This is a genomic window from Rhodococcoides navarretei (assembly GCF_038069675.1).
Taxonomy (GTDB): Bacteria; Actinomycetota; Actinomycetes; order Mycobacteriales; family Mycobacteriaceae; genus Rhodococcoides; species Rhodococcoides navarretei.
The window spans coordinates 4,204,736-4,230,758 of the sequence record NZ_JBBPCN010000001.1 but is presented as its reverse complement, the minus strand read 5'-3'; the positions used below and the strand labels follow the sequence as shown (position 1 = coordinate 4,230,758).

The following is a 26,023-nucleotide window of genomic DNA, read 5'->3' as shown; positions in this document are numbered from 1 at the left end:
AGGACGACCATGACAAAGGGTTTCGGCAACAACTTCGAACTGACCGACTTTCAGGCGGACGTGCGCTCGTGGCTGGGCTCAATCCTTCCGCCTCGACCGGTGCCGTCACCGCAGGACCGGCCCGACCTCGCCGTCTTCCGCAACTTGTCCGACGAGGACGAAATTTCCTTGCTCGACGCAGCCCGGCAGTACCGCAGACAACGGTTCGATGCCGGCTACGGCGCGGTTACCCTGTCCGTCGAGCACGGCGGACGCGGACTGCCCGCGTCCTACGCCTCGGCCATAGCGCAGGCCGAGCGTGAATTCGACGTTCCGCCGTCCACTGAACTCATCAGCGTCACAACGGGTCTCGTCGGACCCGCGGTAGCGATGTTCGGAAGTGACGATCAGCGGCGCGCCTACGCGAACCCGTTGCTCCGCACCGACCTCCTCGCGTGCCAGTTGTTCAGTGAGCCCGGCGCCGGATCGGACCTGGCGGCACTGGGGTGCCGCGGCGTCCGCCGCGGCGACGACTGGGTGTTCGACGGGCAGAAGGTGTGGTCTTCCGGAGCGCGCTTCGCCGATCTCGGGATGCTCCTGGCCCGCACCGATCCGGATGAACCGAAACACAAGGGCATCACCGCGTTTCTGATTCCCCTCGACCTCGCGGGCGTTGATATTCGCCCGATTCGACAGATGAGTGGAGGATCCTCGTTCAACGAGGTGTTCCTACACGAGGTTCGGGTGCCGGACAGCATGCGTCTCGGTGAGGTGGGTCAAGGGTGGAAGGTAGCCAATGCCACGCTGGCCTTCGAACGCACTGCCTCCGGATCGGTGACTCGCAAGAAGGGTGGCTCGGTGGCCGAATTGATCTCGTTGGCACAGTCTCTCGGGACCGCGAACGATCCGTTGGTACGGCAGAACCTCGCGGACGTGTACATCCGATCGGAACTGCGGGCGGCCACCGCAGATCGGGTTGCCCGCGCCGCTGCGGCGGGTGTTTCTCCCGGGCCGGCAGCCTCGGTCGGCAAACTGATGGCCTCGGACGTCCTGGGCAGGATCGGCGAGATCGCGGCGGACCTGCTGGGTACCGAGATCACCGCCGCAGTCGACGACGACCGCTTCGCGTGGACCGAACACCTACTGGGCAGCCCGGGTTACCGGCTTGCAGGTGGTACCGATCAGATCCAGCGCAACGTCATCGGCGAGCGAGTACTCGGTTTGCCCCCGGAGCCGCGGGAGAACCGCGACCAGCCGTGGTCCCAGCGGGACAAGCGCTGAACGCCTTTCACCAGGCGAGAGAGGTGGCGAGCCGTTCCCGATGGAACGTGGACCCGCCGAAGAGTTGGGCGTCGGCGCGGGCTCGCCGAAAATACAGATGGCAGTGGTGTTCCCACGTGAAGCCGACGCCGCCGTGCAGTTGTACGGCTTCGGCGGTCACGGTTCGGTAGGCGTCCGAACACCATGCTTGCGCCACAGCGCTCGCCTCGGTGAGATCGGTGGCCTCGACCGCGCGAACCACTGCCGATCGGCTGGACTCCACGAGAATCAGCATGTCGGCGAGCGTGTGCTTGACGGCTTGGAAGCTGCCGATGGCCCGGCCGAACTGGCGTCGTTCCTTTGCGTAGGCGGCCGTGCGATCGAGGCTCACCTGAGCGCCACCGAGTTGCTCGGCGGCAAGCACGATGCAGGCCGCGTCCAGCGCGGGGCCGACGGCAGCCGAGGCGCTTCCCCCGATTGTCAGCCGCCGGGCCGGTGTACTCGACAGAGTCAGCGCGGCCTGCGCTCGCGACAGGTCGAGAGTTCGCAGCGGGGTGACCGCGGGTTCCGTTGCAGCAGTGTCCACGACGAAGACGTCGGGACCGTCCGATGTGTGGGCTACGGCCACGAGCCACCGAGCTCCGGCGGCACCGAGGACAGCCGGTGCGTGGCCGGACAGAGACCACCCGGCACCTGTCTCGGTGGCGGTGAAGATCTCGTGGCCGGGTGACCACCATCCACGCCTGTCGAGTCCCGCGAACGCGGCCGGTCGGCCTGCGGCGATGTCCGTGATCACGTCGTCGGCACCGGTGGTGTGAACGAGCACCTGTCCGGCGAGGATCGTCGACAGTAGCGGGATCGGAAGCAGTCCGGCACCCAGCTCTTCGGCGGCCACGGCGAGTTCGGCCAGACCGCCGAGGCCACCGCAGGATTCGGGCAGTCCCAAGCCGGCGACCCCGATCTGACCCGCCATGACCGACCATGCGTCGGCATCCCAGCCTGGGCCCGCGGGATCGAGCGATCGGCACAGGTCGGGTCCGCCGAGATCGGCCGCCGCACCACGCACAGCGGCGCGCAGGTCGTCGAGTTCCGTCGTCACGTCGGTTCTGCTCACTTACCGTCGAGCGCTGCGTGCGCAGCCGCCAATCGGGCCACGGGAACACGCCTGGGGGAGCACGAGACGTAATGCAGCCCGACCGAATCGAGGAACGCGATGGACTCCGGGTCGCCTCCGTGCTCACCGCAGACGCCCAACTTGACGTCGGGGCGCACGGAGCGCGCATTGTCTGCGGCCAGGGAGACCAGGGCACCGACCCCGTCACGGTCGAGTACCGCGAACGGACTGTTGGTCAGCAGTCCGTGCTCGAGGTAGTGCGCGAGCATCGTCTTCTCGACGTCGTCTCGCGAGAATCCGTACGTCAGCTGGGTCAGATCGTTGGTGCCGAACGAGAGAAATTGCGCCTCGGCGGCCAATGGTGCCGCGAGCAGCGCAGCCCGCGGAGTCTCGATCATGCTGCCGACGAGATAGGGAACCGTGACCCCGGTGTCCGCGGCGACCGTCTCGGCGGCGCGGTGCACCTGTGCGATGGCCTCGGTCAGCTCCCCTGGCAGGGACACCAGCGGGACCATGACTTCGAGTGCAGGCGTAAGTCCCTCGGCATTCACCGTGACCCATGCGCGGAACAATGCTTCCGCCTGTGCGGGGTAAAGGCGGGTCTGCACCATGGCGAAGCGCACCCCGCGTAAACCGAGCATCGGGTTCGACTCGTGTGTGGCAGCAGCTCGTTCGGCCTGGGCATCGTCTCGGTAGTGCCCGTCGGACGGCAGAAATTCGTGCAGCGGTGCATCGAGGAGCCGGACGGTGATGGGCCTGTCGCCCACGACGCGCAGCAGTTCGGTGAAGTCCGATTGCTGAGCCGCCGTCAGAGCAGCGATCGCCTCGATCTCCTCGGCTTCGCTCTCGGCGAGAACGAGCCGCTGCACCAGCGGCAGTTGATCACCCAGGAATTGATGTTCGGTGCGGCACAGCCCGATTCCCTCGGCACCGAGACGGAACGCGGTCGCGGCGTCTTCAGCGTTGTCGGCGTTGGTGCGCACACCCAGTTCACGAATCTCGTCCGCCCACCCGAGTAACACCTCGAGTTCCGGCGATGGTTCCGCGGGCCGGATCGGCACGGCACCTGCGTAGACGTCGCCGGTTCGGCCGTTGACGGACACTGTGTCACCCTCGGACAGGGTGATGCCGTCGGACGTCACGGTGGCGGCACCGAGGTCGATGCGTAGTGTCGTCGCCCCGCACACGGCCGGACGGCCTGCGCCGCGCGCGACGACAGCCGCATGCGACGCCAATCCACCGTTGGACGTGATCACCGCGGTCGCGGCGAGCAGGGCGGGGACATCTGCCGGGCTGGTCTCCGACGCGACCAGGACGACGTTCTTGCCTTCGGCGGCGAGCCGGAGGGCCCGCTCGCTCGACAGGGCGATCTCGCCGATCGCTGCGCCCGGCGACGCGGGAAGACCATGGGCGAGTAGTTGTTCCCGGCCGCTGAGCGTGAGCTGGGCGTGGAGGAGGTCCTGCATCAGATCGGGTTCGAGCATGCGGACGGCCTCGCTGCGTCCGATCGACTGACCGGTGGCGAGATCGACGGCAAGATTGGTGACCGCACGTGGGCCCGGGTGTTCCAGCGCGCCGGCGCTGAGCAGTGCGAGTTGGCGGTCGCGGACCTCGAACTCCACCTCGGCGACCGCTCGGAGATGCGGCTCGAGCGTGGCGAAGATCTGGTCGAGAATCTGCACGCCACCGGGAGTGTGGGTGAGCGGTGCCCCAGGACCGGGGTTGGGGTCGGCCCGGCGAACTCCGAGATGAAAGACGCCGTGAGGTGCGTATTTTCCGCTCTCCAGGTCGCGACTGATCGCCGACCCGTACCCGGACTCGTCCCAGGAACCGAGCCGTAGGGCGCGAACGTGGAGAGCGATTCCCAGGTCGCCCGGCAAAGACAGGGCTTTGCGCGCCCGCTGTCCGCGTGGAGAGGCCCAGCGGGCGAGCATGGCTTTCGCGGCGAGGCCGAGCTGTTCGGCAGGATCCGTGGGAAACGTTGCACCGGTGGACTTCTCGATCAATTCGAGAAGAGCCGGTACGCGAGCGCGGCTGTCGGGGTGGTCGTCGTCGAGGTCATCGAGGTCGTCGGTGTCGATCTCCAACGCGCCCTCGGCGACGAACCGAAGGTTGGCAGCCCAGGAGTCGTAGATGTCGCGCTCTCGTCCGATCACCTCGACGAGTGCGTCGATGTTGCGGCTCGACAGGCCGATGGCCGAGATGGCGGGCGGCAGCGCGGACACTGCCACCGGAGCACTGCAGCGCAGATGCATCAACATGGGCCTGCGTTCGGTACGAACCTCGGGCCAGATTCCGCGGACTGCCAGCTTTTCGAGGAGATCGATTGCAGTGGAGGCGGTCTCGCGGTTCTCGAGTCCGGTACCGGACCCGATCGGCACGGTCAGCCCCGGTACCACAGGCAGCCCGAGCGCCACGAGATTGTCCATCTCCACACCGTGAACACCCAGTACGTCGGCACCGAGTCCACGGGCCCGGCCCTGACCGTATGGCACAGCCGCTCGTGTCGAAGCATGAATGACGTTGTCGGACACGGTCATTCTGGGCTACCGGATACGAGCTTCTCTTCGAGGGCCTCGTCCTCGGCCCGGGTCATGCCCAGCATCATGAGAAGGTGCTGATGCAGCCACATCCACACGGTGTGGTAACCGTCGGTCAGAGGCGACGTCAGAGACGCGGTGTCGCCGTTGTCGAAGCGCTCGAGCGCCACGACGAGTCGCTCGCGGTAGTCCAGGAGCGGGGGGCACTGCTTGGCAGACCGGCGGAGCATCTTGGCCACGTCGGTGTGAATGTCTTCGAGCTGATCGCGGATCTTCGCGTCGTACTGCGCGTCCGAATGGTCGTTCGCGGAGCCGTCGGGGCGGCACTGCCATGCGGTGCACAGTTCGCGCAGGCGACGGTTGACCGGAAGGAAGACATGGAGCAGGTCGGTGACGGCCCTGGCCTCGTCGCTGCCCTCGGGGAGGCGAACCTGCGCTCCCGCGTGGGCGATACCGGCCTGTGTCGGCATCACGACGGGACCCTTCGCGACGGCATCTCCGGCGTCGACCACTGCCTGCAGTTCGGGCGTGATCGGGCCGCGGACCATGCCCTTGACCACCAGATCGACCAACTCGCTCGTGACGACGGTCGGTGCGGACGTGTTGATCGCGAGGTCGTTCATGGTGTTCCTCGTTCTTCTCCGGTCCCTGTCGGGACGGTCATCGGCGAGTGATCTGGCACTCGCTGTCAGGGGACTGTGACGGTGCTCATAACCTACCCAATTAGTAGTGGATGTCAAGAAACAACCGCTAACTATGTACAGACTTGATTCGACCTAGTTACTTGACAACAAGTCGTCTAACACCGTTAGGGTGATTGTGATGGCCGCCACTCGGCCGTACAGCAGACGAAGTGAGGCTTCGAATGAACGACCGGCACGAGCTCTACATCGGCGGTAAATGGGTTCCGTCGTCAGGCGGTGGAACGATCGACGTGCTGGAAGCGGCAACGGGACAGCTGCTGGCCCGGGTACCGGCCGGCACCGAATCCGATGTCGACGACGCCGTCGCCGCAGCGCGTTCCGCCTTCGGCGAATGGTCCCAGTCGACGATCGCCGAACGCGTGCGAGTGCTGCGGCAGATCGCCGACGGGCTCGTCGAGCGTGAGACCGAGCTCGCCGAGATGATGGCGCGCGAAGTCGGTACGCCCATTGCGCGGTCGCGGACCGTGCAGGTCGGACTGGGCGTCACGATCTTCCGATCGATGGCCGACACCCTGGAGGGCATCTCGCTCGAGGAGCGCCGAGGTACGTCGCTGATCATCAAGGTGGGTATCGGAGTCGTCGGAGCGATCACCCCGTGGAACTACCCGCTGTATCAGCTGGCAGCCAAGGTGGCACCTGCGATCGCGGCCGGTTGCACCACCGTGGTCAAACCCAGCAGCGTCGCGCCGCTGGCGGCGTTCGTCGTCGCCGAGATCGCCCACTCGGCCGGGTTGCCGCCGGGCGTGCTGAACATCGTGACCGGTGCGGGCGGCCGGGTCGGGGAGCGATTGGCCGGCCATCCGGACGTCGACCTGGTGAGCCTCACCGGTTCGACTTCGGCCGGTGCCCGCGTCGGACAGGTAGCTGCAGCCGGAATCAAGAAAGTGACCTTGGAGCTCGGCGGCAAGTCCGCATTCATCGTCGCTCCCGACGCCGACCTGGACGCCGCGATCACCGCAGCAGTTCGGGGCTGCTACGTCAACAACGGTCAGACATGTACTGCCACCACACGATTGCTGGTTCCCGCCGAGCGCATCGACGAGGTGGAGAAGAAGCTGGTGGAACTCGTGGGGTCGCAGACGGTCGGCGACCCTCTCGACGAGTCGGTGGACATCGGACCGATGGCGTCGCAGGAACAGCAGCAGTCCGTGCTGAAACATCTGGCCGAGGTGCCGCAGGGCGCGGTCTTCCTGGTCGGTGGACCCGGCGATGTCCAGGGACTCGACGCGGATCTGCGATCGGGATTCTTCGTTCGCCCGACTGTGGTTTCCCGCGTGGACAACACGTCCGCGATCGCGCGCGAAGAGGTGTTCGGTCCCGTCCTCACCGTGATCACCTACGACGGCATCGACGACGCGGTCGAGATCGCGAACGACTCCGACTACGGACTCTCCGGAGCGGTGTTCGCCGGCGACGACGACGACGCCGCGATCGCCATCGCTCGCCGGTTGCGCACGGGCCAGGTCTCCGTCAACGGTGGCCGGTTCAACGCGGCCGCACCGTTCGGTGGCTTCAAGAAATCGGGAATCGGCCGTGAGCTCGGACCGGACGGCCTCGACGAGTACTTCGAGACGGTTTCGCTGCAGCTGCCCGCGAAGGCGACGTGACATGAGTGCCGACGATCATCAGGAGATCACGAAGCTCATGGCCCGCTTCGCGCGCGGAATCGATCTGCGGGACTGGGCTATGTACCGGTCGGTGTTCACCGACGACATCGAGATCGACTACACGAGCTACCGCGCGGGCAACGGTGGTCCGTTCACGGCGGACGACTGGGTGCAGCGAGGGCGGATGCTCTTTCCGGGACTCACAGCGTCGCAGCACTTTCTGTCCAATCTCGACATCACCGTCGACGGCGACAGCGGAACGGTCATCTCTTACGTGCGCGCGGAGCACGTGCTCCCCAACACGGGCGGGGACGCGATGTTCACCATTGGCGGCTACTACACCGATTCGCTTCGGCGGGTCGACGGTGAGTGGAAGATCTGCAAGAAGCAACTGACGGTGCTGTGGAACTCGGGTAACCCGCAGATTCTGGCCATGGCCCGAGAACGTGCGGCCGCCTTGCTCGCAGACGTCTGACCGGTTCGGCACCGACCGCCGTCACAGGTCACGAACTGGGTCGGTGCCGTCCCAGTTCGTGGCTGCCTCGGCGACGCGACGGTACAACGCCAGAATGCTCGGCCGCGGTTCGTAGATCTCGACGAGATGTCCCAGTTCGCCGCGGGCATCGTGGAACGCAAAGCTGTTTCCGTTCGGCGTGGTCGATGAAAACAGTGCGGGCCAACCGCTTTCGGTGAAGATGCGTTGCTGTTCGGCGAACGAGTTCACCATGATCGCAACATGGTGAACGCAGTGTCGTGCCGTCGTGGTCTCCGCGAACTCCGGTGGAGTTGCCACATGGGTCTGCACCAATTCGATCTGGGTGCGCCCCCACTGGCCGTAGGCCGAGGTGTGATCGAACGCTCCGGGATTGTGCCGGACGAAGAACGGCCCGGTGCCGGTGCGGGACGAGAAGTCCGCGGCCGCCCCCGTACGTCATCGACCATGTAGGCGATCTGTACGACGCTGCCCAGCTGATACTCGCACATGGGCTTCTCCTTGGGGGGCCTTGCTCAACTTGGCATCGACTATAAATACTCCGACGGCTCGAAAGGCCGGTTTCCGCGCCATCGCCCGTCAAGTGCGCGCCCTGTCAGTCCTATTTTGGCACGTCAGTGCACAAAACGAACTTTCTCGGAATGCTGGACTTATCCATGTACATAGTTGAGTATGACCTAGGTAACAACAGCAGCATTCAAGTTACTCACCTCACGTAGGTAGGATTCCATGACAGATGCGCTGAGCATCAACGGTCTCTCCAAGACTTTCGGCGGCCATCGGGCACTCGACGACGTCGAACTTCTCGTCGCACCCGGCGAGATCCGGGGCCTGGTCGGGCAGAACGGGTGCGGCAAGTCCACTCTCATCAAAGTGCTTGCCGGATATCACGATCCCGACGACGGTGCATCGATCGCGGTCGGCGGTGACCAGCTGCATGTCGGAACTCCTGGTAGCGGCGAGGCTGCCGGTCTTCGCTTCGTTCACCAGGAACTCGGACTGGTCGAGAGCCTCGACGTGGTCGACAACCTCGCGCTCGGGCACGGATACAAGACCACCGCCATCGGCACCATCGACTTCAGGGCAGAACGCGCTGGGGCCAAGGCTGCTCTCGCCGAGCTCGGTGTCGACCTCGCCCTCGACACGCTCGCCGGGGCGTTGACCATGAGTGAACGCACCATGCTGGCCATCGCCCGTGCGGTCCAGGACCGCTCCGGTGAGGCCCGTGTGCTGGTACTCGACGAACCCACCGCGAATCTCCCTGCTGCAGAGGCGGTCCGGTTGTTCGATCTGGTCCGCCGAATTCGCGACCGCGGGGTGGCCGTGCTGTTCGTCTCGCATCACCTGAACGAGATCTTTTCCCTGTGCGACAGCGTGACGGTCATGCGAGACGGCAAGATCGTGACCACGAGGGCCCTGGACGATCTCGACGAATCCGGTCTCGTCGAACTGATGATCGGCCGCCGCGTCGAGGAGTTCCTCGCCGAGCCGGAGGAAACCACCGACGCCATCGGTGACCCTGTTCTGCAGATCGTCGACTTGTCCTGTGGCGCAGTGGAAGACTTCAGTTTTTCGATCCGTTCCGGTGAAGTACTCGGCATCGCCGGCATCACCGGATCCGGTCGAGAGCAGATAGTGCCCGCGCTCTTCGGTGCGGAGACCCGCGGCGGCGAGATCACCGTGGACGGGGAGACCGTCGAACAAGGTCGTCCGGACCTGGCGATGTCGGCTGGTATCGGTTGTGTGCCGGCCGAACGCCTGTCCAACGCAGCCTTTGCCACAGCGTCGCTCCGCGAGAACGTGTCGGTCGCCGACCCGTGGGGATTCGCCAAGGGTGGTGTGGTGCGCGTCAAGCGTGAGAAATCCGATGTGGCGCACTGGCTCGAACGCCTCGGAGTGCGGCCCACGGGCGATACCGAGCGACACCTGAGCACCCTCAGTGGCGGCAACCAGCAGAAGGTCGTGCTCGCGCGGTGGCTGCGTCGCAATCCGCGAGTGCTGCTGCTCGACGAACCCACACAGGGCGTCGACATCGGCGCGAAGGCCGACATTCACGCTCTCGTGGACGCCGCCGCCCGGGCCGGCGCAGCGGTACTGGTGGTGTCCACCGACCACGGCGAGCTCACCCGACTGTGTGACCGAGTGATCGTGCTGTCCGTAGGCCGTGTTGTCGACGAATTCTCGCGGCCCCGGATCGACCCCGATCGGCTGACCGCCTCCACGTTGAAGAAACCTGCTCCCGCCGCGGCCCTCGCCGGCACTCGGACTCGGTGAAAGGATCACCATGACAACCCAATCTCACGAAGAAGCGGCGGCCGCGCCCGCGAGCCCACCATCGGGCGGAAGCGACGGTTCGGGTGCCCCAACGAAGGGGCGCACGTTCTCACTCGGACTCGATCGCTTCAGCGGTCTGTACGTGTGGGTCGCCATCATCGTGCTGTTCGCGATCTGGATCCCCGACACCTTCATGACCCAGGGCAACTTCCGCATCGTCGCCGGTGATCAGGCGATCACCGCCATCTTGGCCATCGGCCTCATCGTGCCGTTGGCCGCGGGCGTGTTCGACCTGTCCATCGCCGGCGTCATGGGGTTCTCGGTCGCGATGGTGTCCTACCAACTCTCCCAGGGCATCAGTACGCCTGTCGCCATCGTCACGACCCTGCTGTGCGGCGCGCTGATCGGTGCCGTGAACGGCTTCGTAGTGGTCAAACTGCACGTCGACTCGTTCATCGCGACGCTCGGTATGTCCAGCATCCTGCTGGCCGGAACGTATTGGGTGACCGACGGAAAGCAGATCACCGAGGGCTTCACCGACGGCTTCCTCGACATGGGCAGCAAGCCCTTCCTCGGCCTGCCGCTGCCGTTCTTCTACATGATCGCTGTCGCTGCGGTGATGTACGTCCTGCTCGAGAAGACACCGTTGGGCCGATACCTGTACGCCACCGGAGGCAATCGTCAGGCAGCGCGACTCGCCGGGCTACGTGTCGAACGAATCATGTTCGGGGCCTTGATGACTTCGGCGACGATCGCTGCGCTCACCGGAGTGGTGTTGGCAGCCAAGCTGGGCACCGCCGCGCCCGACATCGGTCCGTCGTACTTGCTTCCCGCCTTCTCCGCCGTGTTCCTGGGCTCCACCCAGATCCGCGCCGGCCGCGTCAACGTGCTCGGCACGCTCATCGCCATCTATCTCCTCGCCACCGGTGTGAAGGGCCTGCAACTGGCCGGCGCACCCAGCTTCGTCAACGACCTTTTCAACGGACTCGCCCTCATCGTCGCCGTCGCACTCGCCGCGCGAACCGCTCGCCGCAATTAGGTCTTCGAAAGGAAATCACGTGAAAACCATCACTTGGACAAAGGCTTTGGCCGGTATTGCTGCCGCAAGCCTGGTCCTGACCGGCTGCAGCAGCTCGGAAGACACGACCACCGGCGAGGCCGCAGACGTCACCGGTGCGCAGGCATTCGCCGACCAGTACGAGGCTGCGCCTACCGATCTCGTGCTGACCACGCCGTTGAGCAAGGCACCGGACGAGGGAAAGTACGTCATCAGCATCGAGACGCCCCAACCGATCTCCAGCGCCAAGAACGACGCCATTCAGAAGGCCGCCGACGTACTCGGCTGGCGGTATCAGCGCGTTCTGATGGGCACCGACGCCGAAGCGGCACCCAAGGCCATGGATCAGGCCATTGCCCTGAAGCCGGACGCCATCCACATCTCCGGCACACCGTTGACGATGCTGACGAAGCAGATCGCCTCGGCCGAGGCCGCGGGCATTCCTGTGGTCGCCGACAGTATTGCGGGAGAGCCGGTTCCCGGTGTCATCTCCACCGCCCTCGACGGCGATGCGCAGGTGCAGGAGTGGGGCAAGATGGTGGCCAGTCAGGTCGTTGCGGACAGCAACGGTGAGGCCAACGTCGCGATCTTCTCGATCACCGACTACTCGATCCTCAACGTCTTCACGGATGCCTTCACCGCGCAGCTGGAAAGCCAGTGCCCGGATTGCAAGGTCCAACTCGTGAACCAGCAGGTCACCGATCTCGGAACCAAGACCCCGCAGAGCGTCGTCAGCACGCTCCAGCGTGACCCCACCATCAACTACGCGGTCTTCTCCTTCGGCGACCTCGTCCTCGGTGTCGACGCGGCACTGCGCGGTGCGAGCCTGCAGGATCAGGTCACGTTCGCCGGTCAGACGCCGACGCCGGACAACCTGCAGTCGCTGAAGGACGGTGACAACAGTGTGTGGGTAGGTTTCCCGGTCCAGATTCTCGGATGGCGTGTGCTCGACACGTTGGCCCGCCAGTTCAACGGCGACGATGTCGCCGAAGCGGACGCGGCGTTCATGCCGACTCAGTTGCTCAACAAAGACAACATCGACACGGCGGTGCTCGACGAGGAGACCGGTTACTACGTGGGTGTCGCCGACTACCAGGATCAGTTCAAGACGCTCTGGAAGAAGTAGATTCGCATGATCCACGCGGCAGCCGAGCGCATCGTGTCGTTGTCGTCCCTGTCCGCGATCGAGGTACCGCCGCCGCAGTTCGTCGAGTTCGCCGCAGCGGGCGGGTTCGACGCGGTGGGTGTCCGAGCGGCGCAGACCGGGCAGGACAGGGGATTTCAGCTCCCTGCCGGGTCCGCGCTGCTGCGCGACACCAAGTCTGCTCTGGCGGACAACGGGATGCGCGTGCTCGACGTCGAAGTGGTGAAACTGCACCCAGGCAGCTCTCGCGGTGATTGGTCGGCGGTGCTCGATGCCGGCGCGGAACTCGGCGCAGACCATCTTCTCGTCACGGTGCTCGACGACGATCGGATTCGCGCCGAGAGCAACTTCGCGGAACTCGCCGAACTGTCCGGCGACTACGGACTTCGCGCCTGTCTGGAACCGATGATCTTCTCGTCGGTGCGGGACGTGTCGGCGGCCGCGGCATTCGTCGAGGGTGTGGCCGGCCGGGCGGGCGTGCTCGTCGATGCGTTGCACTGGGCGCGTGCGGGTTCCGACGTCGCCGACATCACCGCCCTCGCAGAGGATCTGCTGCCGTACTGCCAGCTGTGCGACGCCGTGTCGGCAGCCCCGTCGACGGATCCGAACGCGGCCATCACCGAGGCCCGAACCCACCGTCTGGCACCGGGCACAGGTGCCCTTCCGCTCGCCGAATTTCTGCGAGCACTCCCGGCGTCGGCCGCCGTGAGTGTGGAAGCACCCTCGGCCCGGAGCGTCACCGATCCCGGCGGATGGATCGCCGAACTCGGCCGGGCGACGTGGACGGTGCTCGACCGGCTGCAGCACCCGAATGACAAACTGTACTAAGACCGACAAGTTTGTGTCGACCGGAAAGCGAACGCTGACATGACATCTGCAATCCAGAACAAATACGTCCACATCGTCGCACCCAAGGATGCGGAGACCGTCGTCGAGGACTCGGTGACACCAGCCCCGGACGGGGTGGTCGTCGACATTCGGTACTGTGGTATCTGCGCGACCGACACGCACGGATACGCGTCGGCAGCATTGCCGCCCGCGGTGTTCGGACACGAATGGACGGGCACGGTCAGTGCGGTGGGTGCCGAGGTGACCTCGGTACGCGTCGGGCAGCGTGTGGTCGCGGGTGTCGGGCCGGCGTGCGGGGTGTGCGCTCAGTGTCGCGCCGGGCACGCGTCCAACTGCGATCTCGCGTTCGCGGAGGCGAACGGAATCACCGACGATGCACCTGCCCACGGTGGGTTTGCTACCACGTTGAAAGTGTCCGCACGACGGGCGATTCCGGTACTGGATGCGCTGTCCGACGAAGAGGCCGCGTTGATGGAGCCGGCTACCGTGACGTTCCATGCCGTCAAGCGAGCGGCCATCACGCTCGGTTCGATCGTCGTGGTCCAGGGTGCCGGACCGATCGGCCTGTTGACCGCGCAGCACGCGCGTACGGCCGGTGCCGGTCGAGTGCTGGTCAGCGAACCGACGTCCGCACGTCGCTCGGCGGCAACCGATCTGGGCTTCACCGACGTGGTGGAGCCCGGGGGCCTCGCTACTCTGCTGAGTGAGGTCACCGACGGTCTCGGTGCAGACGTGCTGTTCGAATGCACCGGCGTGGCCGCGCTGTTGCAGCCCTCGGCGGAGTTGGTCAGGCGAGGTGGGACGCTTGCGCTGCTCGGCTATCCGGGAACCGAATCGTCGGTGAGCTACGGGGATTGGCAGTCCCGAGAACTGACCGTCATCGGTTCGCTGGCGTACTCGCACGAAGACTTCAAGGGCACGATGACGCTGATTGCCGAGGGCCGAATCGACGTGAAGTCGTTGCACACCGGCACGATCGGTCTGGGTGAGCTGGTGGACATGTTCGACGAGCTCGACAGCGGTACCAGCACCCACGCCAAGGTGCTGGTCGACCCGAAACTCTAGAGGCCTGCGGGGACCGGGACGGTTTGGCCGCTGCCGCAGGTTGCGCCGCCGTCGACAGGGATCGCCGCCCCGGTGACGAACGATGCGAGCGGAGAGGCGAGGAAGGCGATGACCTCGCCCACCTCGCGGGCGGTGCCCCAACGGTGCAGGGGCACCATGCTTTTGAGCGACTCGTAGCGGTCGGGCGTGTTCTCTTCGATGCGCTTGGTCATTCCGGTACTGATCGGACCGGGGCAGACTGCGTTGACACGAATGCCGTCGTTGGCGAGGTCGAGGGCGAACGACCGCGCCATATTGACAGCACCCGCTTTCGCGGCGGCGTACGGCCACCGGTTCGGTTCACCGCCCAGCGCGGTTGCCGACGCGGTGATGACGACCGAGCCACCTCCTGAGCGGCGGAACGCCGGAATCGCCTCGCGCACACCCAGTGCGATAGCGCGCAGGTTCACGTCGATCGACCGGTCGAAGACGTCCATGTCGAGTGTCTCGATCGAGCCCGAAGCCGCAATTCCGGCGTTCAGTACGAGGGCATCGAGTCGGCCGAACGACAATTCGGCCTGCTCGACCGCGGCCCGGTTGTCATCGGATCGGGTGACGTCGCCGACGAAGGCCACCGCATCGTCGTTGCCCGCCAACCAGTCCAGCGACTCCGGGGTGGTGTCGAAGGCAACCACCGACCCGCCACGTTCGAGGATGATTTCGACTGCGGCACGGCCGATTCCGGACGCTGCACCGGTTACGACCGCCACCGAACCGGCGGTCACGACGATTGCTCCAGCTGCACCGGACGGGGAGTCCCCTCGACGGTCGACGACGGGCTGGTGCCGTCGAACAATGTGGATTTCATAGTGCACTCGTTTTCGGCGTGGTCAATTCTGCGGCGGTGTCGAGCAGGGTGGCCAGTCGTGCCGGCGCCGCAGCCCAATCGTTGGGTGAACGCATGTCGTCCCAGAAGTTGACCTCGACGATCAATTGCTCCGCGCCGGCGGCGATCGCGGTCCGGATGTCCTTTTCGACGCCCTCGATGCCCTGACCGGCCGAGCCGACGGCATCCGTCGGTCGCTGCAGATAGGACCGCAGGAACAGTCGGACGGGATCCATACCGGCGGGCCGCATTCCGGCCATGGTGTCGAGCTGGTCCAGTAGTGCGTCAGGACTGCCGCTGCTGGGGTTCCAGATGTCGAACAATGCTGCGGTGCGTGCCAATCCCGTTGCCGACCGGAGACCGGACAACAGGGGAGGATGAGGTTTCTGCACGGGTTTGGGCCGAACGACGGAGCGGGGGATAGTGAAGAATTCGCCGTCGAACTGCACGGGATCAGGACCCCAGCACGCCTGAACGGCGTGCACGAGTTCACTCATCCGTCGACCACGGGTACGCGGATCGACATCCATCTGAGCGTGTTCCTCGTCGGACCAGCCGGCACCGAGGCCCGCGACGAGACGCCCGCCGGAAAGGATGTCCAGAGTCGACAGTCGCTGTGCCAGTTCGATCGGACGATGGTACCCGGCGACCAGGATGCTGCTGCCGATCGTGACCGTCCGAGTGCAGGCCGCCACGTACGCCAGGAGTTCTGTGGCACCGAGCACCGATCGGTAGGCCGGGTGGACGCTGGTGGTGTGGCGACCACCGTAGATCGATTCGTTCTCTTCTGGATAGAACAGGTGCTCCTGGACCCACAGGCTCGCGAATCCGAGCTCCTCGGCCGAGGTGGCGAACTCGCGTACCGCACCGACGTCGACGTGTTCGCCGAGCTGGGGGAGGCTCAATCCGATAGGGAGACTCACAGGACGGTCACCGTTCCGGTGTTGCCGTCGACCTCGATCATCGCGCCGTCGGGAATCCTGGACGTGGCGTCCTGCACCGACACGGCACAGGGAATGCCGAGCTCGCGGCAGACTATCGACGAGTGGGTGATGGTGGCACCTACGTTGACCACCACACCGCCGGCGAAGACGAACAGTGGCGTCCACGCCGGATCGGTCTGCGGCGCAACGATGATGTCGCCTTCGGCCAGATCGCCGACCTCGTACGGATCGTGCAGGATTCGGGCACGGCCACGGCTCACGCCCGGTGCGCCACCCACACCGGACAGCGCGTCGCCCGGTGCCGCGATCTGTGCCTTGTGCTCGGTCCGCCTGGGCCACTGCGACAACGGGAGTTTCTCGAACAGGAAGAACGGTGGTTCGAGATCGAACAGTGCCAGGTATTGCTCACGCCGGTCCGCGATGGTGTCCACGAACGACTCGGGGTCCGCCACGAACGCGTCGAGTTCGTCGTCGAGCAACATGGTGACGTCGTGGTGATCGCCCATGACTCCTCGATCCACCATGCGATGGCCCAGCTCGTACAGAGCTGTCCGCATTTCGCCCATGACCTTCACACATGCGGTCTTGGTTCGTTCACGCCACGGCATGAACTTGGTGATGGATTTGGCTGCGTCGAGAAAGCTCTGCCGAGTGGCGTCGTCGGGCATCTTGGCGGCGAGTTCGGCGGTGAGCGCGATGCGTTTGGCCTGGTTACGCTTTCGGATGAGCTCTGGGTCGTTCTCGGCGGGGCTCATCCGCATGCCGTTGACGGCAAGCAGTGCCAGGACCGGCTTGGATTCCCAACTGTCCGAGCGGATGTCCCATTCGTTCGGTGCGCGCGATCCGTACTTGTAAAGGAAGTCGTCGAAGTCCGTTCGGAACTGTTTCGCGTCGGGGGTGCCGCTCGCGTCGACGGCCTCGAGCAACGTGGCGAGGCCGTCGTCGAACAGAGCGGTCAGTTCTGCAGACCCGGCGACGAGGCGGCCCATGCTCCACAGCGCGTAGGAGGGCTCCGCGGAGTCGACTCCGCCGAGGCCGCTGAGAAGATCGCCGAGCTTGTCTGCCTCGCCGATGGATTCGAGCAGCGCGCCCGCCACGGCCGGCCCCATCGTCGACAGGGTGGTGGTGACGGGGTGATAGGCGTAGCAGAAGATCAGGTCCGGAACGAAGGAGCGGGCGTGATCGACGAGCGCCTGGTCACTCATGGCCGTGACATCGGGACGATTCGCGCGCGCGAGATCGGCACGGTGCTTGGCTTCTTCGGCCTCGGGGAACGTGTCGGTGGTCAGCGACCACGCGGTCTTCTCCGCCAGGCCCGCGGTCAGTTCGGCGTTCTGGTGGCCGGGCTTCTCGACGTACTCGGGGATGCCCGGATGGTCGCCGACCCACAGGCTGTTCCAGACCGGGACGGTCAGTCCGGGAAGTCGGGCACCGTTGAGTTCTGTCATCGAGAAGTTCGTGTAATGGTACCCGCCGAAGTTGCCGATGATCTCCGGCATCTCCTCGTCGATCTCGGACGCGAGGTGAGTCCCGAGGTGCTCGACGTAGCCCTCACGCCAACCGATGTTCAAACCCTTGTTCCACACGAGGGTCACGTTGAGCGGACTCGACGGGTCGGGCAGAACCTCACCGGCGTTCGCCCGTGTGTAGACCGGGTACCGCTCGCTGAACTCCCAATCGGTGATCCAGCTGTCGGGATTCTGGTCGCTGCTCATCGGGTCCTCCTCATCCGTGGTCGTGGACTGTATTTCAAGTCACACTATAGAAACAACGGGTCAATAGAAACATGCACAGAGATATTGCGCAGCAGTTTGAGGAGCTGATTCCCGAGGAGGATCCTCTGGACTAACTTTACTTGCGATCTAGTAACTAATCCGGTTGTGTGGGAGACTCAGCTCACACCCCGTCTGTCGCCCTTTTCGTCGGCCCCTACCCGGGAGGAACATCGTGTTCGCAAAAGTCCTCGTTGCAAACCGCGGAGAAATCGCCGTCCGCGCATTCCGTGCGGCGGTCGAACTCGGTGCCTCGACCGTCGCCGTCTATCCCTACGAGGACCGCAACTCTGCGCACCGCGCCAAGGCGTTCGAGTCGTATCAGATCGGCGAGCCGGGTCACCCGGTCCGCGCCTACCTCTCGGTCGACGAGATCATCGCGGCGGCAAGCAAAGCCGGTGCCGACGCGGTCTACCCGGGGTACGGCTTCCTGTCGGAGAACGCCACCTTGGCCGCAGCCTGCAAGGCGGCAGGTATCACGTTCGTCGGCCCGTCCGCCGAGATCCTCGAGCTCACCGGAGACAAGTCGCGTGCTGTTGCCGCAGCCGCCGCGGCAGGGCTTCCGGTCCTCGCATCATCGGCTCCGTCGGAGGATCCCGACGTATTGCTCGAGGCGGCCGCGACGATGTCGTTTCCGATCTTCGTCAAGGCGATCGCCGGTGGTGGCGGTCGCGGAATGCGCCGGGTGGCCGCGCCGGAAGATTTACGCGACGCCATCGACGCCGCATCCCGTGAGGCGAGGACCGCGTTCGGCGACGGCACCGTGTTTCTCGAACAGGCGGTGGTCGACCCCCGGCACATCGAGGTACAGATTCTCGGCGACGCGACGGGTGAGGTCATCCATCTGTTCGAGCGTGACTGTTCTCTGCAGAGGCGGCATCAGAAGGTAATCGAGGTCGCCCCGGCACCCGGGCTCGATCCCGAACTGCGAGAACGAATCTGCGCAGACGCGGTCAGGTTCGCCCGCCACATCGGATACACGTGCGCGGGCACCGTCGAATTCCTGCTCGACCCGCACGGGAACTACGTGTTCATAGAGATGAATCCGAGAATTCAGGTCGAACATACGGTGACCGAGGAGATCACCGACGTGGATCTGGTGGGCTCGCAACTGCGCATCGCGTCCGGGGAAAGCCTGGCCGATCTGGGATTGAGCCAAGAGTCCATCGTGATCCGCGGCTTCGCGATGCAGTGCCGCATCACCACCGAGGATCCGACCGACGGTTTCCGTCCTGATACCGGGCGCGTCACCGCCTACCGCACCCCAGGAGGATCGGGCGTGCGGCTCGACGGCAATGTCGGCGTGGGGTCGGAGATCGGGTCGCATTTCGATTCGATGCTCGTCAAATTGACCTGCCGCGGGCGTGATTTCGCGACCGCGTCCGCGAGATCACGACGGGCGATCGCCGAATTCCGGGTACGCGGCGTTGCGACGAACATTCCGTTCCTGCAGGCGGTGCTGGACAACCATGACTTCCTCTCGTGGAAGGTCACCACGACCTTCATCGAGGAGCATCCGGAACTGTTGACGCAGAACATCTCTGCCGATCGTGGCTCACGCATTCTGCAGTACCTGGCCGACATCACCGTCAACCGCCCGCACGGCGAGCGACCGTCGTCGGTCTATCCGATCGACAAGCTTCCGTCCATCGACACCCGGTTCTCGCCTCCGGCCGGTTCCAGGGACCGGCTGATCGCTCTCGGACCGACAGGTTTCGCAACCGAGCTGCGATCCGCCACCGCACTTGCAGTCACCGACACCACTTTCCGCGACGCACACCAGTCCCTGCTGGCTACCAGGGTGCGCACCCGGGATCTCGTCGAGGTGGCACCCCACGTTGCGCGCCTCACCCCGCAATTGCTCTCGGTGGAGGCCTGGGGCGGCGCGACGTACGATGTCGCGCTTCGGTTTCTGCACGAGGACCCGTGGGAACGACTCGCCGCGCTGCGCGCGGAGATGCCCAACATCTGTCTGCAGATGCTGCTCCGCGGGCGGAACACGGTCGGGTACACGGCGTACCCCGATCGCGTCACGCACGCCTTCGTCCAGGAAGCCACCGACACCGGAATCGACATCTTCCGAATCTTCGACGCTCTGAACAACGTCGATCAGATGAAACCGGCCATCGATGCAGTGCGGGACACCGGGACCGCTGTCGCGGAGGTGGCGATGTCCTACACCGGCGATCTGGCCGATCCGAACGAAACCCTGTACGACCTCGACTACTATCTGCGCCTGGCCGAACGGATCGTCGACGCGGGTGCCCATGTCCTGGCGATCAAGGACATGGCCGGCCTGCTGCGCCCGCCCGCCGCAGCGACTCTGGTCTCTGCGCTGCGGTCGCGCTTCGACCTACCCGTGCACCTCCACACCCATGACACCCCCGGCGGCCAACTCGCGACGTACTACGCGGCGTGGCAAGCCGGCGTCGATGCCGTCGACGGGGCGAGTGCGGCCTTGGCCGGCACGACTAGTCAGCCCGCGTTGTCGGCGATCGTCGCGGCAACAGACAACACCGACCGCGCCACAGGACTCGATCTCGCGGCGGTCTGCGACCTCGAACCGTATTGGGCAGCAGTGCGTTCGACATACGCGCCGTTCGAGTCCGGTCTCCCGTCGCCGACCGGGCGCGTCTACACCCACGAGATCCCGGGCGGTCAGCTCTCCAATCTGCGCCAACAGGCGTCCGCGCTGGGGCTCGCGCATCGTTTCGAGGACATCGAGGCGGCCTACGCCGGGGCGGATCGGGTGCTGGGCCGACTCGTCAAGGTCACGCCGTCGTCGAAGGTGGTGGGCGACCTCGCGCTGGCGCTGGTCGGCGCCGACGCGACGGCCGCCGAATTTGCCGAGGACCCATCGAGTTACGACATCCCGGGATCGATGATCGACTTCCTCCGCGGGGATCTCGGCGAACCCGCGGGCGGTTGGCCGGAACCGCTGCGAAGCCGGGCGCTGACCGGCCGGGCCGAGCCGCACCCCGTAACTCCGTTGACCGAAGCGGACGAGCTCACGCTGTCCGTGCCCGGTCGTGAACGACGAACCACGCTGAACCGCTTGCTCTTTCCTGCCCCTGCGCGGGAGTTCGAGAAGCATCGCGAGGACTACGGCGACACCTCACAGCTCTCGACCAACCAGTATTTCTACGGTTTGCGGCAGGGGGAGGAACACCGCGTTCGGCTCGAGCAGGGCGTCGAACTGCTGATCGGGCTCGAGGCGATATCGGATCCGGACGCCGAGGGAGTCCGCAACGTTCTGTGCATCCTGAACGGTCAGCTGCGTCCGGTGCCGATCCGTGACCGGAGCATCGAAACCACCACCCGGTCTGCCGAGAAGGCCGATCGCACCGACCCCGGTCACATACCCGCGCCGTTCAGCGGTGTCGTGACGGTGTCGGTCAAGGAAGGCGACGTGGTCGCGCAAGGTGAATCTGTCGGCTCGATCGAGGCCATGAAGATGGAAGCGACGATCACCGCGACCAAGGCCGGTACGGTCACCCGCGTTCCGATCGGCCGTGCCTCCCAGGTCGACGGTGGAGATCTTCTGCTGGTGGTGGCGTAACAGCCCGCCGCCCTGACTCAGATCAGGGCGGCGGCGATCGTCTCGGCGTGCACGCTGGTGGTGCCGAACAGCAACTCACTGGTCTTTGCCCGCCGAAAGTAGTGGTGCAGAGGGTGTTCCCAAGTGAAGCCGATTCCCCCGTGGATCTGAATCGATTCTTCGGCGGCGAAGGTGGCCGCACGGCACGCGAGCACTCGGGCAGTCGCGGCGGCGGCAACGAACTCGCCGGTGCTACGCGAGTCGGCCCCGGCTGCATCGAGCACCGCCGCCTCGGCCAGTTCGGTCGCGATGAGCATGTCCGTGAGACGATGCTTGATCGCTTGGAACGACCCGATCGCCCGTCCGAATTGCCGACGGGTTCTTGCATACTCCACCGACATGTCCAGGCATGCGCGAGCCGATCCCACCTGTTCGGCCGCAAGTGCTGTGATGGCGGCCGCTTGTGCCCTGTCGAGGCCGGCACCGATGTCGTCGCCCGTCGCCCGGTGAGCGACCGCTCCGGAAAACTCGACTCGTGCCAGCCCTCTGGTGAAGTCCAACGCCTCACGTGGTGTTCGGACCACTCCCTCAGCGGTACCGTCGATCGCTGCCAGCTCGGTGCCGTCCGCACCCACGGCCACCACGATCAGCAGATCCGCATCGGCCCCGTCCACCACGGCTTCCTGGACGCCGTCGAGCACGAGGGTGCCGCCGCTGCCCGCCGTAGCCTGGATGGAGGACGCGGCGAAGGGGAAGGAGGCCACCAGCGCGGCCGTCTCGGTACCGTCGGCGATCGCCGGAAGATTCTGCGAGCAAGCACGTTCGGACCCTGCATGCAGGAGACAGAAGCCTGCCAGGACGATCGACGACAGGTAAGGGGCGCTGCCGAGGGAGCGACCCAGCTCGGTCATCACCACTGCTGTGTCCTTCAGAGTGAAGCCGGCACCGCCGAACCGTTCCGGGAACGGGATTTCGGTGAGGCCCATTTCCGCTAATGCCGGCCGAACGTCCTCGCCGACTGTCGTTCTGGCAAAGGACGAACGAAGGCCGGCCTGCAGATCCCGTTGCTCGACGGTCAATTCGAGTGTCATGACAAGCTCCTATCGTGGTTCGCGAGGCAAGCCGAGCCCGCGCTCGCCGATGATGTTGCGCTGGATCTCGTCCGAACCGCCGGCGATTCGATACCCGGGAGCACCGAGAAGATGTTCGGTCCACGCGAAGGTGTCGGGTGCACCGGTGTCCGCCAGGATCCGGGGCCCGAGGAATGTCGCGGCCGTGTCGCCGATGCGTTTGAGATTCTGAGTCCACACCAGCTTGCCGATCGAACCCTCCACTCCGGGAACAGCTCCGGCCAATTCGCGCTCGGCGTACCGGGCGACCATGAGTGCCGACGCTTGTTCGTAGACAACAACTTCGGCCAGTTGTTGCCGGACGAGCGGATCGTCCGAGATACCGAGGCTTTTGGCCAGGCGGATCAGATCGGTGCCGTTTCCGCCGGCGCTGACGATCCCGGCGCTCGAACTCCGCTCGAACCCGAGTGTCGTCAGCGCGACGGTCCAGCCGTCGCCCTCGTCGCCGAGCCTCGACGAGTCGGGCAACTCGACGTCGGCGAGAAACACCTCGTTGAACGTCGACCCGCCGGACATCTGCCGAATGGGTCTGATGTCGACCCCGGGTGCGTCCATGGGCATCATGAACGCCGTCATGCCGCGGTGTTTCGGGACGGTTGTGTCGGTGCGGGCGATGAGCAGACCCCACTTGGAGAACTGCGCCCCCGAACTCCAGACCTTCTGGCCGTTCACGCGCCAGCCGCCGCCGGACTTGACTGCCTTGGTCGACAATCCGGCAAGGTCGGAGCCCGCTCCGGGTTCCGAGAACAGCTGGCAGCAGAGCTCGTCGGCCCGCAGGAAGGGCTCGACGAATGTCTTCTTCTGTTCGGGGGAACCCATAGCGTGGATGGTCGGTGCCACCAATTCGACTGTCACCAGTATGGTCTCGTGTCGCTCTGGTGCGTCGTACTGCCGTTCGAGCCCGACGTACGCGCGCTCGTGGCTTGCGGTGAGGCCCGGCCCACCCCATTCGGGTGCCCAGGTGATCGCACCGAATCCGGCATCGACACGGCGGCCCTGCCACTGCGCCGCGGCCTGGATCAGCTCGCGTTCCTCGTCGTGACTGCGGTTGTGGAAGATCGCGTAGTTGGGGTCGGACATCGCGGTGTTCGTCCGGGGTTCGAGGTTCTCTGCGAGCCACGCCTCGGACTTCTCGGCGAATGCCTGTACGTCGATCGTCATGACTTCGTTCCTCCCGACATCTCGGCGATCCGCGCCTCGACCGCGATCTTGGAATCCGGGTGTTCGGACAGGCGAAGGGTGTACGACTGCTCGAGCTCGTACCCGCGTTTGATGTCGATGTCTTCGCAACCGTTCAGGGACTGTTTTGCCAAGGTCAGCGCATAGCGGCTCTTGGCTGCGATCGACCGTGCGCGGGACATCGCGGTGGCCATGAACGTCTCGTGCGCAACGACTTCGATCGGAGCACCCCAGTTCTTCAACGTTGCCGCGTCCACTGCCTCGGCGGTGAAGAACATCCGACGCATAGCTTGTTGCGGCAGCATCCGAGCGGTGAAGCGTCCACCGCCGAGGACACCCACCCCCATTTCGGGTAGACCGAAGGTCGCCCGTTCCGAGGCGACCACCAGATCGCACATGGATGTGAGACCGAATCCACTACCGAGGCAGGGGCCGTTGATTGCGCCGATCACGGGCAGGGCGCAGTCCAGCACTCCGAAGATCGCTCGCTTGGCTTCGCGCATGTCCACGACGCCGCTCGTCGCATCCATGACGCGGAAGCTACCGAGATCGTTTCCGGCGCAGAAGATGCGGCCGCGCCCGGTCAGGACCACCACGCGGACGTCCTGGTTGTCCGACAACGCCTCGAAGACGGTGGCGATCTCCCGGTACATCTGCGTGTCGATCGCGTTGACCTTGCCGCGGGCCAACTCGACGACTGCGATACCGGGCTCGGGCTCGGTGACCACGACGTGGTCGACTCCGGCAGGCTGTAATGACTCGGTCTGTGAAGACATGGGAGCCTCTATCTCTCGTGTGACGCGGCGAAGGTCATCGCCGCCATCTGCGCCGGTACGGCGGCGCGATCGCGGGTCCAGTTGCGCAGTGCGAATTTCTGCACCTTGCCGCTGACGGTTTTGGGTAGCGAGTCCACCACGAAGATGCTTTCGGGAATCTTCTGTACGGCGATGTCGCGGTCGACGAGGAATCGGTGGACTTCATCGAGGGTGAGGTCTCGGCGATCGCGAGTGACGACGAACGCGCATCCCCGTTCTCCCGTATGGGAATCGGGTCCTGCGACGACGGCGACCTCGATCACGGACGGGTGCGCACCGAGGTGGTTCTCGACATCGTGCGCGCTGATCTTCTCCCCGGAACGGTTGATGATGTCCTTGATCCTCCCCACCACGTGAATGGCACCGTCGCTGTCGAAGCGGCCGAGGTCACCGGTCCTGAAGAAGCCGTCATCGGTGAAGGCGTCGTCGTTGAGGGTGGGGTCGAGATAGCCGAGAAACGTATCCGGTCCGCGCCAGAGTATTTCGCCGACGCCGCCCGCTCCGTTCGACACGATGACCTCGGTGGGTGCGATGGGGCGTCCGTCGGATTTCTGGCGCACGGCCGAGGAATCCCATCGATCGGCAGTGGTGACCGACGGACCTTCGGTGGCCCCGTACATACGAACGACGGTGCCGAGGCGAGTCGTGGCCGCCGCGGTGAGTGTGTCGGGGACGTCGGCTCCGCCGCACACGATGTACCTGATCGACGGTGTCGAAACCTGCGCCGACTCGGCTTCGTCGAGCAGTCCGCGGAGGAACGGCGTCGAAAAGATCATGAAGCTGCAGTGTTCGTCGACGATGTGGCTGAGCGCTACAGCAGGATCCCACGTTTGTTGTAGGACAACGGATGTACCGAGAAGAAACGGCAGAACGAGGGCGCAATTGACGCCGGTGACGTGGGTGACCGGCGACGGGTTGAAGATCACGTCGGTCTCGTTGAGTCCGAACCACTCGATCATCGACGAGTTCTCGTAGACCAGGGTGTTGTGGCTGTGCAGGGCACCCTTGGGGTCGGCGGTAGTACCGGATGTGTAGAGCAACAGGCAGACCTCGTCGGCGGAAGGTGCTGTGCGCGAGAGCAAGTCCGAGATCATCTCGTCCGTGACTCGGTCGAGCAGATCGTCCCACCCCGCCAAGGACACGACGAGTTCGAGGGCTGGCAGATCGTCGGCCAGATCGCGATACATGGCGTCCACGTCGACTCCGCGCAACTCGGCGGGGACGAATGCGACCTTCGCTCGTGACTGTCCGAGAATGAAACGGAGCTCGCGGGACCGATAGATGGGCACGATGGGGTTGGCGACCGCACCCAGCTTCATGACGGCCTGAAAGACGACTACTGCCTCGACGCAGTTCGGGAGCTGAAACGACACGACGTCGTCGGACGTGACGCCGCGGGCGTGCAGGGCGGCGGCCACTCGCGTCGCATCTCGATCGATCTCGGCAAACGTGACGCGGCGCTCGCCGTCGACCACGGCCACGGCGTCCGGGTACATGCGAGCGGCTCGCGTCAGGTAGTACCCGATCGGCCGGTCGTTCCACTGTCCGCCGGTCCGGTACGAGTGCGCGAGGTCGGCGCTCGGCGGCCTGGTCGGCAACATCGCTACTCCCTGCCTCGAGGTTCGATACTTTTCTGACAACAACTACAGTAACTAAGCGCGCAAACTATGTATAGGTTTAAGGTAGATCACACC

General features: G+C 65.2%; 20 protein-coding genes. 9 read left to right on the top strand and 11 right to left on the bottom strand.

What is annotated here, in order from left to right; genetic code table 11:
• Positions 1-9 precede the first annotated feature (9 nt).
• On the top strand, positions 10-1,260 hold the full coding sequence (locus tag AABD04_RS19850) for an acyl-CoA dehydrogenase family protein (RefSeq protein WP_341442247.1): 1,251 nt from the start codon (positions 10-12) through the stop codon (positions 1,258-1,260).
• A gap of 7 nt (positions 1,261-1,267) precedes the next feature.
• Here AABD04_RS19850 and AABD04_RS19845 read toward each other — a convergent pair whose 3' ends face one another.
• The 3 genes from AABD04_RS19845 to AABD04_RS19835 are packed head-to-tail and all read right to left on the bottom strand — an operon-like array spanning position 1,268 to position 5,516.
• Positions 1,268-2,353, bottom strand: a complete 1,086-nt coding sequence (locus AABD04_RS19845; RefSeq protein WP_341442246.1) for an acyl-CoA dehydrogenase family protein — start codon at positions 2,351-2,353, stop codon at positions 1,268-1,270.
• The gene (locus tag AABD04_RS19840; protein ID WP_341442245.1) at positions 2,350-4,848 is read right to left on the bottom strand and encodes a putative PEP-binding protein; all 2,499 of its coding nucleotides are present in this window, start codon (positions 4,846-4,848) and stop codon (positions 2,350-2,352) included. The genes AABD04_RS19845 and AABD04_RS19840 overlap by 4 nt, the downstream gene beginning before the upstream one ends.
• 41 nt (positions 4,849-4,889) lie before the next feature.
• On the bottom strand, positions 4,890-5,516 hold the full coding sequence (locus AABD04_RS19835) for a hypothetical protein (protein ID WP_341442244.1): 627 nt from the start codon (positions 5,514-5,516) through the stop codon (positions 4,890-4,892).
• Between the two features lie 242 nt (positions 5,517-5,758).
• On the opposite strand from AABD04_RS19835, the gene AABD04_RS19830 reads away from it, so the two are divergent.
• Positions 5,759-7,204, top strand: coding sequence for an aldehyde dehydrogenase family protein (locus AABD04_RS19830; protein ID WP_341442243.1), 1,446 nt, complete (start codon positions 5,759-5,761; stop codon positions 7,202-7,204).
• Between the two features lies 1 nt (position 7,205).
• Positions 7,206-7,679, top strand: coding sequence for a nuclear transport factor 2 family protein (locus AABD04_RS19825; protein ID WP_341442242.1), 474 nt, complete (start codon positions 7,206-7,208; stop codon positions 7,677-7,679).
• Positions 7,680-7,700: 21 nt separating this feature from the next.
• Here AABD04_RS19825 and AABD04_RS19820 read toward each other — a convergent pair whose 3' ends face one another.
• Positions 7,701-7,931, bottom strand: a complete 231-nt coding sequence (locus AABD04_RS19820; RefSeq protein ID WP_341442241.1) for a hypothetical protein — start codon at positions 7,929-7,931, stop codon at positions 7,701-7,703.
• Between the two features lie 495 nt (positions 7,932-8,426).
• On the opposite strand from AABD04_RS19820, the gene AABD04_RS19815 reads away from it, so the two are divergent.
• The 5 genes from AABD04_RS19815 to AABD04_RS19795 are packed head-to-tail and all read left to right on the top strand — an operon-like array spanning position 8,427 to position 14,086.
• Positions 8,427-9,971, top strand: coding sequence for a sugar ABC transporter ATP-binding protein (locus AABD04_RS19815; protein WP_341442240.1), 1,545 nt, complete (start codon positions 8,427-8,429; stop codon positions 9,969-9,971).
• A 10-nt stretch (positions 9,972-9,981) separates the two neighbouring features.
• Positions 9,982-11,010 carry an ABC transporter permease gene (locus AABD04_RS19810; RefSeq protein ID WP_341442239.1) on the top strand — a complete coding sequence of 343 codons (1,029 nt, stop codon included), beginning with the start codon at positions 9,982-9,984 and terminating at the stop codon, positions 11,008-11,010.
• A 19-nt stretch (positions 11,011-11,029) separates the two neighbouring features.
• Positions 11,030-12,154, top strand: a complete 1,125-nt coding sequence (locus AABD04_RS19805; protein ID WP_341442238.1) for a sugar ABC transporter substrate-binding protein — start codon at positions 11,030-11,032, stop codon at positions 12,152-12,154.
• A 6-nt stretch (positions 12,155-12,160) separates the two neighbouring features.
• Complete coding sequence (locus tag AABD04_RS19800; RefSeq protein ID WP_341442237.1) at positions 12,161-13,000, top strand: sugar phosphate isomerase/epimerase family protein; 840 nt, start codon at positions 12,161-12,163, stop codon at positions 12,998-13,000.
• A gap of 39 nt (positions 13,001-13,039) precedes the next feature.
• Entirely contained in the window at positions 13,040-14,086 is a 1,047-nt protein-coding gene (locus AABD04_RS19795) for a zinc-dependent alcohol dehydrogenase (RefSeq protein ID WP_341442236.1), read from the top strand.
• Here AABD04_RS19795 and AABD04_RS19790 read toward each other — a convergent pair.
• From AABD04_RS19790 to AABD04_RS19780, 3 genes are all read right to left on the bottom strand, one after another.
• The gene (locus AABD04_RS19790; RefSeq protein ID WP_341442235.1) at positions 14,083-14,850 is read right to left on the bottom strand and encodes an SDR family NAD(P)-dependent oxidoreductase; all 768 of its coding nucleotides are present in this window, start codon (positions 14,848-14,850) and stop codon (positions 14,083-14,085) included. The genes AABD04_RS19795 and AABD04_RS19790 overlap by 4 nt on opposite strands.
• A gap of 79 nt (positions 14,851-14,929) precedes the next feature.
• Positions 14,930-15,874 carry a TIGR03619 family F420-dependent LLM class oxidoreductase gene (locus AABD04_RS19785; protein ID WP_341442234.1) on the bottom strand — a complete coding sequence of 315 codons (945 nt, stop codon included), beginning with the start codon at positions 15,872-15,874 and terminating at the stop codon, positions 14,930-14,932.
• Positions 15,871-17,610 carry a PEP-utilizing enzyme gene (locus AABD04_RS19780; protein ID WP_341442233.1) on the bottom strand — a complete coding sequence of 580 codons (1,740 nt, stop codon included), beginning with the start codon at positions 17,608-17,610 and terminating at the stop codon, positions 15,871-15,873. The genes AABD04_RS19785 and AABD04_RS19780 overlap by 4 nt, the downstream gene beginning before the upstream one ends.
• 232 nt (positions 17,611-17,842) lie before the next feature.
• Here AABD04_RS19780 and AABD04_RS19775 point away from each other — a divergent pair, with 232 nt between their 5' ends.
• Positions 17,843-21,226: a pyruvate carboxylase gene (locus tag AABD04_RS19775; protein ID WP_341442232.1), complete on the top strand. Its 3,384-nt coding sequence runs from the start codon at positions 17,843-17,845 to the stop codon at positions 21,224-21,226.
• A gap of 17 nt (positions 21,227-21,243) precedes the next feature.
• On the opposite strand, the gene AABD04_RS19770 is transcribed toward AABD04_RS19775, so the two are convergent.
• Genes AABD04_RS19770 through AABD04_RS19755 form a run of 4 tightly spaced genes read right to left on the bottom strand, consistent with a single transcriptional unit; the run spans position 21,244 to position 25,930 of the window.
• Positions 21,244-22,296 carry an acyl-CoA dehydrogenase family protein gene (locus AABD04_RS19770; protein ID WP_341442231.1) on the bottom strand — a complete coding sequence of 351 codons (1,053 nt, stop codon included), beginning with the start codon at positions 22,294-22,296 and terminating at the stop codon, positions 21,244-21,246.
• A 9-nt stretch (positions 22,297-22,305) separates the two neighbouring features.
• The gene (locus AABD04_RS19765; RefSeq protein WP_341442230.1) at positions 22,306-23,496 is read right to left on the bottom strand and encodes an acyl-CoA dehydrogenase family protein; all 1,191 of its coding nucleotides are present in this window, start codon (positions 23,494-23,496) and stop codon (positions 22,306-22,308) included.
• Positions 23,493-24,290, bottom strand: coding sequence for an enoyl-CoA hydratase-related protein (locus tag AABD04_RS19760; protein ID WP_341442229.1), 798 nt, complete (start codon positions 24,288-24,290; stop codon positions 23,493-23,495). The genes AABD04_RS19765 and AABD04_RS19760 overlap by 4 nt, the downstream gene beginning before the upstream one ends.
• A gap of 8 nt (positions 24,291-24,298) precedes the next feature.
• Positions 24,299-25,930, bottom strand: a complete 1,632-nt coding sequence (locus AABD04_RS19755) for an AMP-binding protein (RefSeq protein ID WP_341442227.1) — start codon at positions 25,928-25,930, stop codon at positions 24,299-24,301.
• Positions 25,931-26,023 lie beyond the last annotated feature (93 nt).

What these genes read in the sequence shown, in the direction of transcription:
- AABD04_RS19850 (WP_341442247.1), top strand. Translation starts at nt 10, where the DNA reads ATGACAAAGGGTTTCGGCAACAACTTCGAACTGACCGACTTTCAGGCG.
- AABD04_RS19835 (WP_341442244.1), bottom strand. Translation starts at nt 5,516, where the DNA reads ATGAACGACCTCGCGATCAACACGTCCGCACCGACCGTCGTCACGAGC.
- AABD04_RS19830 (WP_341442243.1), top strand. Translation starts at nt 5,759, where the DNA reads ATGAACGACCGGCACGAGCTCTACATCGGCGGTAAATGGGTTCCGTCG.
- AABD04_RS19825 (WP_341442242.1), top strand. Translation starts at nt 7,206, where the DNA reads ATGAGTGCCGACGATCATCAGGAGATCACGAAGCTCATGGCCCGCTTC.
- AABD04_RS19820 (WP_341442241.1), bottom strand. Translation starts at nt 7,931, where the DNA reads ATGGTGAACTCGTTCGCCGAACAGCAACGCATCTTCACCGAAAGCGGT.
- AABD04_RS19815 (WP_341442240.1), top strand. Translation starts at nt 8,427, where the DNA reads ATGACAGATGCGCTGAGCATCAACGGTCTCTCCAAGACTTTCGGCGGC.
- AABD04_RS19810 (WP_341442239.1), top strand. Translation starts at nt 9,982, where the DNA reads ATGACAACCCAATCTCACGAAGAAGCGGCGGCCGCGCCCGCGAGCCCA.
- AABD04_RS19800 (WP_341442237.1), top strand. Translation starts at nt 12,161, where the DNA reads ATGATCCACGCGGCAGCCGAGCGCATCGTGTCGTTGTCGTCCCTGTCC.
- AABD04_RS19795 (WP_341442236.1), top strand. Translation starts at nt 13,040, where the DNA reads ATGACATCTGCAATCCAGAACAAATACGTCCACATCGTCGCACCCAAG.
- AABD04_RS19780 (WP_341442233.1), bottom strand. Translation starts at nt 17,610, where the DNA reads ATGAGCAGCGACCAGAATCCCGACAGCTGGATCACCGATTGGGAGTTC.
- AABD04_RS19770 (WP_341442231.1), bottom strand. Translation starts at nt 22,296, where the DNA reads ATGACACTCGAATTGACCGTCGAGCAACGGGATCTGCAGGCCGGCCTT.
- AABD04_RS19765 (WP_341442230.1), bottom strand. Translation starts at nt 23,496, where the DNA reads ATGACGATCGACGTACAGGCATTCGCCGAGAAGTCCGAGGCGTGGCTC.
- AABD04_RS19760 (WP_341442229.1), bottom strand. Translation starts at nt 24,290, where the DNA reads ATGTCTTCACAGACCGAGTCATTACAGCCTGCCGGAGTCGACCACGTC.
- AABD04_RS19755 (WP_341442227.1), bottom strand. Translation starts at nt 25,930, where the DNA reads ATGTTGCCGACCAGGCCGCCGAGCGCCGACCTCGCGCACTCGTACCGG.